This is a genomic window from Herbaspirillum sp. CAH-3 (assembly GCF_009668275.1).
GTDB classification, from domain to species: Bacteria; Pseudomonadota; Gammaproteobacteria; order Burkholderiales; family Burkholderiaceae_D; genus Herbaspirillum; species Herbaspirillum aquaticum.
This window is the reverse complement of the sequence record NZ_VSWE01000011.1, coordinates 141,143-154,945: the sequence shown is the minus strand read 5'-3', so window position 1 is coordinate 154,945 and position 13,803 is coordinate 141,143. Positions and strand designations below refer to the sequence as shown.

Here is a 13,803-nt window from a genome sequence, read left to right as displayed (position 1 = left end):
GCTTGCCGCCCTGCGGCTGCATTCTTCGATTGCCATGACTTCCACTCCCATTCTGCAGATGACCGGCATCAGCAAGTCCTTCGGGGCCACGCGCGCGCTGTCGGACATGCACCTGACCATCCGTCCCGGCGAGATCCACGCGCTCATGGGCGAGAACGGCGCCGGCAAGAGCACGCTCATGAAAGTGCTCTCGGGCGTACACGCCCCCGATGGCGGACAGATCCTGCTGGACGGACATCCGGTCTCGCTGCGCGACCCCGGTGCCAGCCGCGCCGCCGGCATCAACCTGATCTACCAGGAACTGGCGGTCGCGCCCAACATCAGCGTGGCCGCCAATGTCTTCATGGGCAGCGAACTGCGCACGCGCTGGGGGCTGATCGATCACGCCGCCATGCGCCGTCGCACCGATGCCGTGCTCAGGCAGCTGGGTGCCGCGTTCCGGGCATCGGACCGTGCAGGCCGGCTCTCGATTGCCGAACAGCAGCAGGTCGAGATTGCCCGCGCGCTGGTGCATCGCAGCCGCATCGTCATCATGGATGAACCGACGGCTGCACTCTCCGAGCGCGAGACCGAGCATCTCTTCGGTGTGGTGAAACGCCTGCGCGACGAGGGCCTGGCGATCATTTACATCAGCCATCGCATGGCCGAGGTGTACGCCTTGGCCGATCGCGTGACGGTACTGCGCGATGGCAGCTTCGTGGGCGAACTGGCCCGTGAGGAAATCGATTCCGAACGCATCGTGCAGATGATGGTGGGGCGCTCACTGGGCGAGTTCTACCAGCACACCCGCATGGCGCCTGAACGCGCGGCAGCCTTGCCGGTGGTACTGCAAGTGCAGGACCTGGCCGGCGGCAAGGTCAAGCCTTCCAGCTTCGCGGTGCGTGCGGGCGAGGTGCTCGGTTTTGCCGGGCTGGTCGGCGCCGGGCGTACCGAACTGGCGCGCCTGCTCTTCGGGGCGGACCCGCGCAGCGGCGGTCATGTGCTGCTGGAAGGCCAGGCTGTGCAGATCGATGAGCCGCGCGCGGCCATGCGCGCCGGTATCGCCTACGTGCCGGAAGACCGCAAGGGCCAGGGGCTGTTCCTGCAGATGGCCGTGGGCGCCAACGCCACCATGAACGTGGCCGGCCGCCACAGCCGCATGGGACTGGTGCGCAGCGCTGCCCTGGATGATGTGGCGCGCGGTGCCATCCAGCGTCTCAACGTCAAGGTCGCCCATCCGCAGGTGGCAGTCGGCAAGCTCTCCGGCGGCAACCAGCAGAAGGTCTTGCTGGCGCGCTGGCTGGAGATCGCACCCAAGGTCCTGATCCTGGATGAGCCCACGCGGGGTGTGGATATCTATGCCAAGAGCGAGATCTATCAACTTGTCCACAAGCTGGCCGAGCAGGGCGTGGCCGTCGTGGTCATCTCCAGCGAGCTGCCGGAGGTCATCGGCATCTGCGACCGCGTGCTGGTCATGCGCGAGGGTGTCATCACGGGTGAACGCGCCGGTGCGGCCATCACCCAGGAAGCCATCATGCACCTGGCCACCGATACCGCCGGCATGCACGGCACGCATGCAGGGGGCGCAGCGCCGCCTGCCGTCGGCTCTGCGGCAGTCCATTCTTCTCCTTCTTCCCATTCCTTCTAGTCATGGCTGATTCCACTTCGCTTTCCAAGCACGATGCCCCGGCACGTTCCTCTTCCACGGCGTCGCAATGGCTGCTGCACCGGCTGGGCATGCTGCCGGTCCTGGTGGTGCTGTACCTGCTGTTCTATGCGCTGACGATCTATCTCAGCGGCGACGGCAGCTCCAATTTCGCCACCGCCGAAAACACCATGAACATCCTGCGCCAGGTCGCCATCAACCTGGTGCTGGCGGCGGGCATGACCTTCGTCATCCTCACGGCCGGCATCGACCTGTCGGTCGGTTCGGTGCTGGCCGTCTCTGCCGTGCTGGGCATGCAGATATCGCTCAGCGCCGCGCCGGGATGGTCGATCCCGATGTTCGTTCTCTCGGGGCTGTTGATGGGCATGGTCAACGGCGCGATGGTCGCCTTCCTCAACATCAATGCCTTCGTGGTGACGCTGGGCACGATGACGGCGTTTCGCGGTGCGGCCTATCTGCTGGCCGATGGGACCACGGTGCTCAACAATGAGATTCCCAGTTTTGAATGGATCGGCAATGGCGACTTCCTGCATGTGCCCTGGCTGATCTGGGTGGCGGTGGCAGTGGTACTGCTGTCCTGGGTGATCCTGCGCAAGACGGTACTGGGCATGCACATCTACGCCATCGGCGGCAACCTGCAGGCCGCGCGCCTGACCGGTATCCGTGTGGGGCTGGTGCTGCTGTTCGTGTATTCGATCAGCGGCCTGTTCGCCGGCCTGGCCGGGGCCATATCGGCCAGCCGCTTGTACGGGGCCAACGGCAACTGGGGCAGCGGCTATGAACTCGATGCGATCGCTGCCGTGGTGCTGGGCGGCACCAGCCTCATGGGTGGTGTGGGCACGATCTGGGGGACGGTGGTGGGGGCGCTGATCATCGGCGTGATGAACAACGGGCTGACTATCCTCGGCCTGTCCTCGTTCTGGCAATACGTGGCCAAGGGCGCGGTGATCGTGCTGGCCGTGATCCTCGACAAATGGCGTCAGAAGGATGCCGCGCAATGACACTCTCTTCCCCATCCGGAGCCCGCATGTCCCTTCCCGATCTTGAAAGCCGCGCCTTCCTGCAAGCGCATGTGGCCGATACGCTGGCCTTTTACGACCGCCATGCCATCGATCCAGAGGGCGGATTCTTCCATTATCTCAAGGACGACGGCAGCGTCTATGAGCGCAGCCATCGGCATCTGGTCAGCGCGACGCGGCTGGTCTTCACGCAATCGATGGCCTACCTGCATACGGCGCAGCCGCGCTACCTGGAGCAGGCGCGCCATGCACTGGCGCACCTGGAGCGCTTCCGCCATCCCGAGGGGCCGCTGGCAGGCCTGTATGCGTGGACCTCGCGTGATGGCCAGATCGAGGATGGCACCGTGATGGCCTATGGCCAGGCCTTCGTGCTGCTGGCCTATGCGCATGCGCACCGTGTCGGGCTGTGCGATGCGCAGCAGGTGGCGCAGGCCTATGAGCGCATGGAGAGCGCCTTCTTCGAGCCAGCGCATCAAGCGTATGCGGACGAGATCACGCCGGCCGGCGAGCTGATCGCCTATCGCGGCCAGAACGCCAACATGCACATGTGCGAAGCCTGCCTGGCGGCGCACGCTGCGACGGGGCGCGCGGTCTACCTGGAGCGGGCGCAACTGCTGATCGAACGTTTCGTCTTCGGCCTTGCGCGGCAATCGCAGGATCTGGTGTGGGAGCATTATCGCCAGGACTGGTCCCTGGATCATGACTACAACCGCGGCAACCGCGACAACATCTTCAAGCCCTGGGGTTTCCAGACCGGCCACCAGACCGAGTGGGCCAAGCTGCTGCTGATTGCCCATGCACAGCAGCCGCGTCCGGCCTATGTGACGCGTGCCGCGCAATTGCAGGATGCAGCGTGGCAGCACGGCTGGGATGCGCTCCACGGTGGCCTGATCTACGGCTTCGATTCGGACCTGCGTCCCTATGACACAGATAAATATTTCTGGGTCCAGGCCGAGTCCTTCGCCAGCGCGTGGCGGCTGTGGCGCGTGACAGGTGAAGCACGTTTCCGCCAGCAGTATCACGCCATCTGGGCGTGGAGCTGGGCGCACCTGGTCGATCATCATCATGGCGCCTGGTTCCGCATCCTGGCGGCCGATGGCAGCAAGCTGGAAGACACCAAGTCCCCCGCCGGCAAGGTCGACTATCACACCATGGGTGCGTGCTGGGATGTGATGGAGGCGGGTGGCCTGAGCGGGTGAGGGGGCGATCAGGGGATCTTGAGGAATACCTTGTCGTAGATCTTGCGGATCTCCGCCACCGACTCCGGGTCGTGCCATTTCTCCACGATGGCGCGATACGAAGGCTTGGCGCGCTCGGCCAGCAGGACCTTGTTGACCTGTTCCACCACCTGGCGGCCCCATTCGTTGTGCGGGCACATCACGCGGTTGAAGACGACTTCATTGGCCTCCTGCATCGGCAGTGCCACCAGTTCGCCGGCATGGCCCATGGCGCGCGCTTGGTCGAAGGCCAGCAGCGGCAGTTCCACCATGTAGTCGAGACGACCAGCCAGCAGCATGCCGATGGCCTCCATCTGTTCGGAATAATTTTCACGTGGCGGATAGGCCGTCAGCAGTTTGTCCACCGTCGGGCTGTAGGAGCGGTCACGCATGACCGATGTGGTCAGCCGCGGGTCTTGCAGCAGGGCCATCAGCGAGGTCCGGTGCTTGAATTCGGCCACGCGATCGCGCCGCACGATGATGCGCAAGGGCAGGAAGATCGACATCGGCAGCGACAGGTAGCCGTAATGCTCACGCTCCGGCGTCTTGAGCATGCCATTGAAGCACCAGTGGCTACCCTTGCGGATCTCGCTGTTGATGCGCGGGAAGGGGGCCTCCAGCTCGACGTGCTCGTAGTCCGGCATTTCCTTTTTCAGCACGTTGAGGGTGAGATCGAAGATGCCCTGATGCGCGAATTCGCCGCTGCGAATCATGTAGGGCGGCACATTGTATTTGCCCCAGGTGATCTGGTCGGCGGCCATCGCGATGGGCACCATGGCCGCCATGCTCGCGCAGCACATCAGATGGGCGAGGGGTTTGAGCAAATGACGATGGAGCATGCACGACTTTCTTTTTCAGGTGTGGGCAGCGGATGGCGACGACGGCAACGCCGCTGCCAGCAACACCCGATTGCGGCCCTCGGTCTTGGCTTGATAGAGCGCCTGGTCTGCCGCTTGCAGCAAGGATTCCAGCCGGGCTTCTGGATGTGCTGGAACGCACGAGGCCACACCAGCGCTGATGGTAATACGGCCCAGGGCTGATCCTGCATGCGGCAGGTTCAGCGCATGGATGGCATCGCACATGCGTTGCAGGATCTGCTGGCCGTGGAGGCTGTCGGTCTCGGCAAGGATCACCGCGAATTCTTCTCCGCCATAGCGCGCCACCGTTTCACCGGCGCGGCCGATGGTGTCCTGCAGTGTCTGTGCTACCTGGCGCAGGACCGCATCCCCGGCCACATGGCCGTAATGATCGTTGTAGGGTTTGAACCAGTCGACGTCGATGAAGGCCACCGTCAGCGGCTTGGCATGCCGCAGGCTGCGCCGCCATTCGAGGTCCAGCGTTTCATCGAAGCTGCGGCGGTTGGCGATGCCGGTGAGGCCATCGGTGAGGCTCAGCGAGCGCAGGCGTTCATTGGCCTGCGCCAGGTCGCGCGTGCGTTCGGCGATGCGCAGCTCCAACGATTTGTTGAGGGCGCGCAGGGATTCCTTTTCCTGTTCCAGCTGCTCGTAGAGCGCGCGGTTCTGGCGCGACTGCTTGCGCAGGTTGGACAGCATCGCATTGATGGCATCGGCCAGGAAGTGCAGTTCATGGCGGGTGCGGCCGGCCAGGTGGATGCGTTGCGGCATGTTGGGCTGGTCGGGCTGGTTCAGGTCCTGCCCGCGCACAAAGCCGGCCAGGCGCGTCATCGGTTGCCCCAGCCAGCGATTGAAGACGTACAGGAAGATGAACCACAGCACCAGCGTCTTGATGACCGAGTTGATGAGGATGAGCGTGAAGCCATACGCCACCTTGCCAATGACCACATGGCGGCTGGAATACACCGTCCAGGAACCGATGTCGTGCGTCACGCCGTGTTCATCACGATAGAGAATCGGGAAGCGGTGGCTGGTGGTGGCATTGAAGAAGCCCGGCTTGACCGCGCTGCGCGCGCCCTCCGGCTCGACGTGGATCTGCCGGCCATCGTGATCGATGATATTGCCCAGCGCCATGACCAGCTTGCCTTGCGGGTCCTCGATCTTGACGCCCGTGACCACCGGCAGGTTGCTGATGCCGCGCAGGGTGGCCTTTTGCACGTCGCCCTGGAAGCGCCAGGTGGAGCTGGCCAGGCTGGCGCCGAAGGTCTGGTCCATGGCGCGCAATTCATTGTCCACCCCGGATTGCGTGTGCTCATATTCAGCCGCGAGTTGCAGGCAGGTCACGATCAACGTAACGAGAAAGTAACTTCCGAAGATGATGCGCAGCAGGTGGACTGCCAGGGAATGCTTGGAGAGCAAATTCATGTTCTTGCGTGCCGGGGATGCCTTGCTCAGGAGTGCGCGCGATGGCGCAAAGCAGTGCCGATGAGGCATGCAGACATCGTGCCAGCGCGCAGGGTGCGGGCAGCCGATGGCGAGACGCTGCGTGGCGTCAGCCGGCCCTTTGCGGGCAGTGCGGCAACAGCGAAGGCCACGACGGACAGCCCCGCGTAGTCGCGGATGCGCTGCATTGGCATGGCGTGAAACGGCCGCATTGAATTTCCTCCCGCGGATGTGATGTGGGCCATGGGCTGGCCACTTAATTGCTGGTCACGTGCGGGGTAAATTCTAACAGTTAGGTTTTACCGAATTGTTGGCCAATGCTGCTTGAACGTAATTAAGTGTGCGTTCCATGCACACTTTGTTTCTCGTGCGAGGAGAGTTGATGAGGATTGGTAGATTTGTCGTTGCCGGCAGGCATCAAGGGGCTCGACGTCAGTCAAAGTTAAGCGACAGGATGAGGAAGGCCGCGCTCAGCCGTAGCCTGCGAGATGCTGCCGGGCAATCACGAATTCCACCCTGACACCGGGCGCGGGCATGACGAACAATTGCCTTTCCTCCCCGGCATTGGGCGGTGCCACCTGGAACGCGATGGCGCGCTCGGCCAGGCGCAGCAGCAACTGCTCCCATTGCGCGGCACTGTCCACCCGCAATGCCAGGTGATCGATGCGTGCCGCAGATTCGCGCGACTGCACGACCGGTGCGCCCGACGGTGACGGACGCTCGATCAGATGCAGCACAGCCTTGTGACCGAGGTAGAGCCAATGGCCAGCTACCGCGAAGGGCGGCCGGGGGCCGTCCTGCATGCCGGCCACTTCCACGAAGAAATCCCGCAGGCGGCGGCAATCGCCTGCGACGATGGTGATGTGATCGAGTTGCATGGTGCGTTTAGAGCAAACCTCCGCCGTCCACATCCACGATGCTGCCGGTCATGAAACCATTCTGCATCAGCAGCAGATAGGCCTGCGCCAGATCCTCGCTTTGTCCCACGCGGCCCACTGGCAATTTGGCGCCGGCGCGCTCGGCCATGGCCTTGCGGTCGGCCTCGCTCATGTCGCCCCACATGCCTGACTCCACCATACCGGGACTGACCACGTTCACGCGCAGCGGTGCCAGTTCCTTGGCCAGGGTCTTGGCCATGATTTCGGTGGCGGCATTCATGGTGGCCTTCACCAGCGAACCCGGCGCCGCCTTGCGTGCCAGCAGGCCGGAGGTGAAGGTGATGGAGCCATTTGGACGCAGATGGCGCAAGGCCTGCTGGGCCGCGCGCAGCTGATCGAAGAACTTGATGTTGAAGGCCGCGATGGCATCGGCGATCGGCAGGTCTGCCAGCTTTGCTGAACCGATCACCGGCCCGGCCGTGACGACCAGATGGTCGAAGGCACCGATGCCCTCGAAGAACCGGGCCACGGAGGCATCGTCGCTGATGTCGACCTGTGCGGTAGCGATGTGGGCCTGGAAGTCTGCGGGGGCCTTGCGGCGCCCGGCTGCGATGACTTGCGCGCCCTTGGCGGCGGCCTGTTCAGCGACGGCGCGGCCGATACCGCTGAGGCCGCCGATGACGATGATTTTCTGGTCTTGCATGATGAGGCTCCTTGAAGAAACGATCGCTGTTCAGGCCGCGTTCGAGGCGGCCGGTGTGGTGAGCGGCAGCGCCGGATAATCGGTATAGCCGGCCGCACCCCCACCGAAGAGGGTGGCGCCATCGAAGTCGGCCAGGGGCAGGTCTTCGACTAGGCGGCGCGGGAAATCCGGATTGGCGACGAAGGGACGGCCGAAGGCCACCAGGTCGGCATAGCCTTGCTCCAGCACCCATTGCGCACGCGCCTTGTTGTAATTGCCCGCCACGATGATGGGATGGGTGAAGCGCTCGCGCAGTTGCTGGCGGAAGCTCTCGGTGACCACGGGGGCGTCGTCCCAGTCGGCTTCCACCAGATGCAGGTAGGCGATGCCGCGCTGTTGCAGGAAGCTGGCCGCATCCAGGATGGTCGGCAGGATGTCCGGGCAATCCATGCCGCGTGCGGTCAGGAAGGGTGCCAGGCGGATTGCGGTGCGATGCGCGCCGACTTCATCGGCGACGGCATCGATGACTTCCTTGAGGAAGCGCAGGCGGTTTTCACGCGAGCCGCCGTATTCATCGGTACGCACATTGGAGGTGGTGCGCAGGAACTGGTCGATCAGGTAACCGTTGGCGCCGTGGATTTCCACGCCATCGAATCCTGCGGCAATGGCATTGCGCGCGGCGCGGCGGAAGTCCTCGACGATGGCCTTGATCTCGGCATGCGCCAGGGCACGCGGGGTCGGGCTGGCGACCATGCCTCCCACGCCGGTGGCCGGATCGACTTTCCAGATCTGTCCTTCGAAGGGCAGGGCCGACGGCGCGACCGGCAAGGCCCCGCCGTGGAAATCCGGATGCGACATCCGGCCCACGTGCCACAGCTGCAGGAAGATGCGTCCCCCTGCATCGTGCACGGCACGGCTGACCAGGCGCCAGCCTTCCACTTGCTCGGCGCTGTAGATGCCGGGAGTAAAGGAGTAGCCCTTGCCCTGCGGCGAGATCTGCGAGGCTTCGGTGATGATGAGGGCCGCTGAGGCACGCTGGGCGTAATGCAGGGCGTTCATTGCATTGGGAACATCGCCCGGCTGCGAACTGCGCGCGCGGGTCATCGGTGCCATCACGATGCGATGGGGAAGGGTGAGCTGGCCTACCGTGAGCGGGGTCAGCAGGGTGGTCGGGGTTGACATGACAGGCTCCATGAATGCGTTGATGGAGGCCATTATGCAAATGCCGGCCTCATTTGATAATTGGGCTAGTATTTGAAGGATTATCAAATGGAGCAGAATAATGGCCGCAGACAACCTGGGCGACATTCGCCTCTTCGTGGAAGCCGCTGCCTTGGGCAGCCTCTCAGATGCGGGCCGCAAGATCGGCCTGTCTCCGGCTGCGGCCAGTGCGCGCCTGGTGAAGCTGGAGGGCGAGCTGAACACGCGCCTGTTCGAACGCACCACCCGCCACTTGCGGCTCACGGCCGAGGGGGCGCTTTACCTGTCGCATTGCCAGCAGGCACTGGCCGCCCTGGACGATGCCCAGGCTGCGTTGCAGGCCGGACGCAGCGTGGTCAGCGGCAAGTTGCGCATTGCGGCCACTTCCGATTTTGGCCGGCATGTATTGCGCGGTTGGCTGGAGGAATTCAACGAGCGCTATCCGCAGATCACGCTGGCGCTGGTGCTGGGGGACTCGATGGCCAACCTGCTGCAGGATGACCTGGATCTGGCGATCCGCTTCGGGGTGCCGCCCAGCAGCTCGATGGTGGCCCGGCCGCTGGCGCCGAACCGGCGCGTGTTGTGCGCGGCGCCTTCGTATCTTGCCAAGCGAGGCATGCCGAGGCGCCCGGCCGATCTGCATCGTTTTGAGGGCATCGTGCTGCTCGGCGCGAGCGGGCTGGCCAATGAGTGGCGCTTTGAACGCGAGGGGGAGGTGCAGACCTATACCGTGCCGGCGGCGACTTCGCGTGAAACCAATGACGGGGCACTGGCTCGCCAGTGGGCGCTGGAAGGGCAGGGGATCGTGATGAAGTCGGTGTGGGATGTTGCCGAAGACCTGCGTGCGGGACGGCTCAAATTGCTGATGCCGAAATGGCGCATGGCGGATGCGCCGGTGCATGCCTTGTATCAGCGCACGCGGTATATGGCGCCGCGGGTGAGGGCGGTGCTGGATTTTCTTGTTGAGAGATTTGAGGCGGAGGGGAGCAGGATGGCGGGATTGTTGAAATGAATTGCTGAAGTGAGTTGCTGAAGCCAACAGCCGTCCCTTTGGAGGCGGCTGTTCATGTGGTTTCGTTGGTCCCCTTACTTTGGTTGCAGCTGCCCGTGAAACTCTCCAGCCGGGAAGGCAGCGCTATGGAGGCGATCGAAGTGTTCGCTTTTTTGGTGTAGATGTTGGTGCGGGTGAGCTCCGGGCGCTTGTTTTTCTAAGGCTTGGCTTACTTCTTCAGCCAGGCCAGGCGATAGAGTTTCTGATCGTTGTGATAGAACGCTTGGATACTGCTGCGCACCGCCTCCGAATTTTTGTAGATGGTCAGGAACCGGGCGATGCGCGGATCGTTTGTCTTGTCGCTGCGTGCCACGAACTGGATGGCCCAAGAGTCATCTTCGTAGCTGGTATAGGACAATCCCTTGTGGGCATCGAAGGCCTTGGAGGCGATGATGAAATAGGGGAAGCCTTGCGCGAGGTCCACATCGGGCGTTACGCGGACCAGCTGTGGTCCTTCGACTTCGACGAACTGCAGCTTTTTGGGATTGGAGACGATGTCGGCTTGCGTGCCGAGCAGCCCGGTGTCCGGGCGCAGCGTGATCAGTCCTGCGTGCTGCAGCAGCCGCAGGCCGCGGCCGACGTTGACGGGATCGCTGGCGATGGCGACCTTGGCGCCGTTGGGCAGATCGGCCAGGGAGTTGTATTTGCTGGAGTACAGGCCCAGGTAGGAGAGGATGCCAGCCTGCACGCTGGTCAACTTGAATCCCTTGCTGCGCACGGCATTGGCGAGGTAATTGCTGTTCTGGTAGTAGTTCAGGTCGATGTCGCCGGCATCCAGCGCAATGTTGGGTGTGGCCCAATCGCTGAATTCGATGACTTGAACATCGAGGCCTTGTTTCTTGGCTTCCTTGGCGGCGACTTCCACGGAGTCGGCGAAGACGCCCGGGACTACACCGATTTTGAGCGGTGCGGCCAGCAGGGTGCCTGCTGCGGCCAGGCCGGCGAGCAGGACGGTGAGCTTTGGTATCCAGCGTTGGGTGAGCGAGGGGGAAGCAGTCATGACGGGCCTGTTTGCAAGAAAAGTCAGAAGGGTGGGAAGAGGGAGCCCAGTATAGGCAGGGCTCTTCAGTGGCCCAACAAACGATTTCGCATTTGCTTCTTGGGGAATCGAGTAAGCGTGGCAGGCGGGCGGTAGGCTTCCGTTGGTGTCGTGGCATGTCGGACGTTCCACTTCGCGCGCTGTGTCGGTGATGGACTTCGCTGTGTAGATGCGCTGGGGACACACCGCGCGGTGAGATCAAAAAACGTCCTTCTTTCGAAGAGGCGAGTTTTTTCGGACGGCGCTGCATACGACCCAAAACTATCTAGTTTTGCATTTCTAGGCCTTCAATCAGCAAATCGCTTTGCATTACTTTTTCTCAACGAAGACGTCCGACCAAGTCGTTCTATTGATACGCATCGAAATAATTCTAGGTATGGAGTGTATTATTGATTTTCACTTGACTAAATGTCTATTCAAGAAAATCAAAATTTATGGCTACCTGGATTAGCGATATTGTTTCAGCGCTATCAAATTTGGGAGGTGCGGCTCCCTATGATGACATCTATGCGGAAATCAAACGTATTCGAGGCAGTTCCTTGCCAAGCTCTTGGCAAAATATTATCCAAAGAGAAATTCAAGCGCATGCCAGTGAATCCTTGGGTTTCAAAGGTCAGCCCCTTTTTTACTCGGTTAACGGCAAAGGTTCCGGCGTATGGGGATTATTGTCGGCGCCAAGTAATGGAGGTGAAAATTCGATTTCCTCAGGCGAGCCAGCTAGTATTCGAACCAGTGTTCTTGATCATGACCAGAACATTACCCGTCACCGCAATCAGGCCTGGTCAAGAGATGAATTGATTTTGGCTCTCCGGTTGTATCTTGATTATAAAAAATCACCTCCTGGTAAAGACAGTGTGGAGGTTAAAGAGCTGTCTGAAGTTTTGAATAAAATGGGAACCGCGCTTGGAATAAGCAGCAATGGAACATTCCGTAACGCGAACGGCGTCTATATGAAACTAATGAATTTTAGGCGCTTCGATCCCGACTACACCGTGGATGGCAAGGTTGGGCTGACTCGAGGAAACAAAGATGAAGAACGAGTATGGCGCGAATTTTCCGGTGACGTTGATAGATTGCGGCGAGTTGCCGAAGCGATTTGCCTTGCAGTGGAACAAAGCCCTTCGATACTTGGTGGTGATGACGAGCCTGGAATTGAGGAGGCCGAAGAGGGGCGTGTTCTGACGAGAATACATCGAGTTCGCGAACGTAAACGAGGACTCGTTGAGCAACGAAAAAGGATTGCACTCAAGACTCACGGACGTTTGGCGTGTGAGGCATGTGGGTTCGATTTCTCGATTAAATATGGCGAAGTCGGGCAGGGAATCATTGAGGTTCATCATACTAAGCCGGTTCACACGCTGACAGAGGGTGACAAAACCAAGCTAGAAGATCTTGCTCTTCTTTGCGCCAATTGCCATAGAGTTGTGCATTCCTCTAGGCGTTGGTTGAGCATCGACCAGGTGAAGGCTGCCGTCAAAGATGCTCAAGGCCGTCGCTAGGTCATGATATGCATTTTTGATTTTTTGATTTGATTGAATGATGGGAATATCGCTGAACGTATAAAACAAAAAACCCGCCCTTCTTTCGAAGAGGCGGGTTTTTCGGACGGCGCCGCATACGCATGATTGCACATGCAGCGACGGGTATCTGGTGGTGATAGGTGGACTTGAACCACCGACCCCAGCATTATGAGTGCTGTGCTCTAACCAGCTGAGCTATATCACCAGGAGGCAAGCCCGAGACTATAGAGGTCTGATCGCCTTCTGTCAATACTTTTTCCGCATTTCTTTCTTCATTTTATCCACAGCCCCCGGCAGCTCATCCGGCGCGCCGTTCCGCCAAGGCCTGCTGCACCCGTGCCAGCACCTCGGCCGTCGCCTCCGGGCGGTTGCAGTCGATGCTGATGCGCTCCGGCATGGAGCGCAGCCAGGTCAGCTGGCGCTTGGCCAGCTGGCGCGTGGCTGCAATGCCCTTTTCGCGCAGGGCGGTGGCATCGATGCTGCCGTCCAGGTATTCCCACATCTGGCGATAGCCCACACAACGCATCGACGGCAGGCCCAGGTGCAGGTCGCCACGCGCGCGCAAGGCGGCGACTTCTCTCTCCAGCGCGCCACCGCGCAGCATCAGGTCAAAGCGCAGCGCAATGCGCTCATGCAGCACCGCGCGATCAGCCGGTTCCAGCGCCAGCGGCAGCATCTCGAAAGGCAACGGCTCAGGCGGTTTCTGCGCCAACAGGGACGACATCGGCTGCCCCGTCAGCAAGCTGATCTCCAGCGCACGCTGGATGCGCTGGCTGTCGGTCGGTTTCAGGCGCGCAGCCGTCACCGGGTCCAGCGTCGCCAGGCGCGCATGCATGGCCGGCATGCCAATGCGGGCCGCTTCCTCATCCAGCTGCGCACGCAAGGCCGGATCGGCCTGCGGCAGCTCATCGAGCCCATCGCGCAGTACCTTGAAATACAGCATCGTGCCGCCCACCAGCAACGGCAGCTTGCCGCGCGCTGCAATCTCCAGCGTGAGGCGCAGCGCATCCTGCCGGAATTGCATGGCCGAGTAGGCTTCGGTCGGGTCGATGATGTCGATCAGGTGGTGCGGTACGGCCGCCAGCTCTTCCGGGCTGGGCTTGGCGGTGCCGATGTCCATCTCGCGATAGACCAGGGCCGAATCGACGGAAATGATTTCGCAGGGCAGGTGGCGGGCGATCTCCAGCGCGGCAGCGGTCTTGCCGGACGCGGTGGGGCCCATGATGGCCACGGCCAAAGGCAGGCGCTGGGTCAT

At 61.7% G+C, this 13,803-nt stretch carries 12 protein-coding genes and 1 tRNA gene; 5 read left to right on the top strand and 8 right to left on the bottom strand.

Going from position 1 to position 13,803, the window contains the following annotated elements:
- Positions 1 to 34: 34 nt before the first annotated feature.
- From FYB76_RS15635 to FYB76_RS15625, 3 genes are read left to right on the top strand one after another with little or no spacing between them, the layout of a single operon-like run.
- On the top strand, positions 35 to 1,627 hold the full coding sequence (locus FYB76_RS15635) for a sugar ABC transporter ATP-binding protein (protein WP_229296982.1): 1,593 nt from the start codon (positions 35 to 37) through the stop codon (positions 1,625 to 1,627).
- A gap of 2 nt (positions 1,628 to 1,629) precedes the next feature.
- Positions 1,630 to 2,646, top strand: a complete 1,017-nt coding sequence (locus FYB76_RS15630) for a ribose ABC transporter permease (protein WP_154134233.1) — start codon at positions 1,630 to 1,632, stop codon at positions 2,644 to 2,646.
- Positions 2,647 to 2,672: 26 nt separating this feature from the next.
- Complete coding sequence (locus tag FYB76_RS15625) at positions 2,673 to 3,863, top strand: AGE family epimerase/isomerase (RefSeq protein WP_154134232.1); 1,191 nt, start codon at positions 2,673 to 2,675, stop codon at positions 3,861 to 3,863.
- Positions 3,864 to 3,871: 8 nt separating this feature from the next.
- On the opposite strand, the gene FYB76_RS15620 is transcribed toward FYB76_RS15625, so the two are convergent.
- The 5 genes from FYB76_RS15620 to FYB76_RS15600 all read right to left on the bottom strand — a co-directional run bounded on the left by FYB76_RS15620 (position 3,872) and on the right by FYB76_RS15600 (position 8,920).
- Positions 3,872 to 4,681 carry a TIGR02285 family protein gene (locus FYB76_RS15620; protein WP_370516361.1) on the bottom strand — a complete coding sequence of 270 codons (810 nt, stop codon included), beginning with the start codon at positions 4,679 to 4,681 and terminating at the stop codon, positions 3,872 to 3,874.
- A gap of 54 nt (positions 4,682 to 4,735) precedes the next feature.
- Positions 4,736 to 6,160 carry a GGDEF domain-containing protein gene (locus FYB76_RS15615; RefSeq protein WP_154134231.1) on the bottom strand — a complete coding sequence of 475 codons (1,425 nt, stop codon included), beginning with the start codon at positions 6,158 to 6,160 and terminating at the stop codon, positions 4,736 to 4,738.
- A gap of 488 nt (positions 6,161 to 6,648) precedes the next feature.
- On the bottom strand, positions 6,649 to 7,056 hold the full coding sequence (locus FYB76_RS15610; RefSeq protein WP_154134230.1) for a VOC family protein: 408 nt from the start codon (positions 7,054 to 7,056) through the stop codon (positions 6,649 to 6,651).
- A 7-nt stretch (positions 7,057 to 7,063) separates the two neighbouring features.
- Positions 7,064 to 7,759, bottom strand: a complete 696-nt coding sequence (locus FYB76_RS15605) for an SDR family oxidoreductase (protein WP_154134229.1) — start codon at positions 7,757 to 7,759, stop codon at positions 7,064 to 7,066.
- 30 nt (positions 7,760 to 7,789) lie between these two features.
- The gene (locus FYB76_RS15600) at positions 7,790 to 8,920 is read right to left on the bottom strand and encodes an alkene reductase (RefSeq protein ID WP_088754790.1); all 1,131 of its coding nucleotides are present in this window, start codon (positions 8,918 to 8,920) and stop codon (positions 7,790 to 7,792) included.
- 100 nt (positions 8,921 to 9,020) lie between these two features.
- Between FYB76_RS15600 and FYB76_RS15595 the strand changes: the two genes are divergently transcribed.
- A complete protein-coding gene (locus tag FYB76_RS15595; protein ID WP_154134228.1) occupies positions 9,021 to 9,950 on the top strand; it encodes a LysR family transcriptional regulator in 930 nt (309 codons plus the stop codon).
- A gap of 208 nt (positions 9,951 to 10,158) precedes the next feature.
- Here FYB76_RS15595 and FYB76_RS15590 read toward each other — a convergent pair whose 3' ends face one another.
- On the bottom strand, positions 10,159 to 10,989 hold the full coding sequence (locus tag FYB76_RS15590; protein WP_154134227.1) for a MetQ/NlpA family ABC transporter substrate-binding protein: 831 nt from the start codon (positions 10,987 to 10,989) through the stop codon (positions 10,159 to 10,161).
- Between the two features lie 473 nt (positions 10,990 to 11,462).
- On the opposite strand from FYB76_RS15590, the gene FYB76_RS15585 reads away from it, so the two are divergent.
- On the top strand, positions 11,463 to 12,527 hold the full coding sequence (locus FYB76_RS15585) for an HNH endonuclease (RefSeq protein WP_154134226.1): 1,065 nt from the start codon (positions 11,463 to 11,465) through the stop codon (positions 12,525 to 12,527).
- Between the two features lie 149 nt (positions 12,528 to 12,676).
- Here the strand turns inward: FYB76_RS15585 and FYB76_RS15580 are convergent.
- Both FYB76_RS15580 and miaA read right to left on the bottom strand, forming a co-directional pair.
- Positions 12,677 to 12,753: transfer RNA gene (locus FYB76_RS15580), tRNA-Met, on the bottom strand.
- Between the two features lie 93 nt (positions 12,754 to 12,846).
- Positions 12,847 to 13,803 (bottom strand): tRNA (adenosine(37)-N6)-dimethylallyltransferase MiaA, encoded by a 957-nt coding sequence (miaA, locus tag FYB76_RS15575; RefSeq protein WP_154134225.1) that lies wholly within the window; start codon positions 13,801 to 13,803, stop codon positions 12,847 to 12,849.

Coding starts and splice junctions, on each gene's coding strand:
- FYB76_RS15635 (WP_229296982.1), top strand. CDS start 35: ATGACTTCCACTCCCATTCTGCAGATGACCGGCATCAGCAAGTCCTTC.
- FYB76_RS15630 (WP_154134233.1), top strand. CDS start 1,630: ATGGCTGATTCCACTTCGCTTTCCAAGCACGATGCCCCGGCACGTTCC.
- FYB76_RS15625 (WP_154134232.1), top strand. CDS start 2,673: ATGTCCCTTCCCGATCTTGAAAGCCGCGCCTTCCTGCAAGCGCATGTG.
- FYB76_RS15620 (WP_370516361.1), bottom strand. CDS start 4,681: ATGTGCTGCGCGAGCATGGCGGCCATGGTGCCCATCGCGATGGCCGCC.
- FYB76_RS15615 (WP_154134231.1), bottom strand. CDS start 6,160: ATGAATTTGCTCTCCAAGCATTCCCTGGCAGTCCACCTGCTGCGCATC.
- FYB76_RS15610 (WP_154134230.1), bottom strand. CDS start 7,056: ATGCAACTCGATCACATCACCATCGTCGCAGGCGATTGCCGCCGCCTG.
- FYB76_RS15605 (WP_154134229.1), bottom strand. CDS start 7,759: ATGCAAGACCAGAAAATCATCGTCATCGGCGGCCTCAGCGGTATCGGC.
- FYB76_RS15600 (WP_088754790.1), bottom strand. CDS start 8,920: ATGTCAACCCCGACCACCCTGCTGACCCCGCTCACGGTAGGCCAGCTC.
- FYB76_RS15595 (WP_154134228.1), top strand. CDS start 9,021: ATGGCCGCAGACAACCTGGGCGACATTCGCCTCTTCGTGGAAGCCGCT.
- FYB76_RS15590 (WP_154134227.1), bottom strand. CDS start 10,989: ATGACTGCTTCCCCCTCGCTCACCCAACGCTGGATACCAAAGCTCACC.
- FYB76_RS15585 (WP_154134226.1), top strand. CDS start 11,463: ATGGCTACCTGGATTAGCGATATTGTTTCAGCGCTATCAAATTTGGGA.
- miaA (WP_154134225.1), bottom strand. CDS start 13,803: ATGACCCAGCGCCTGCCTTTGGCCGTGGCCATCATGGGCCCCACCGCG.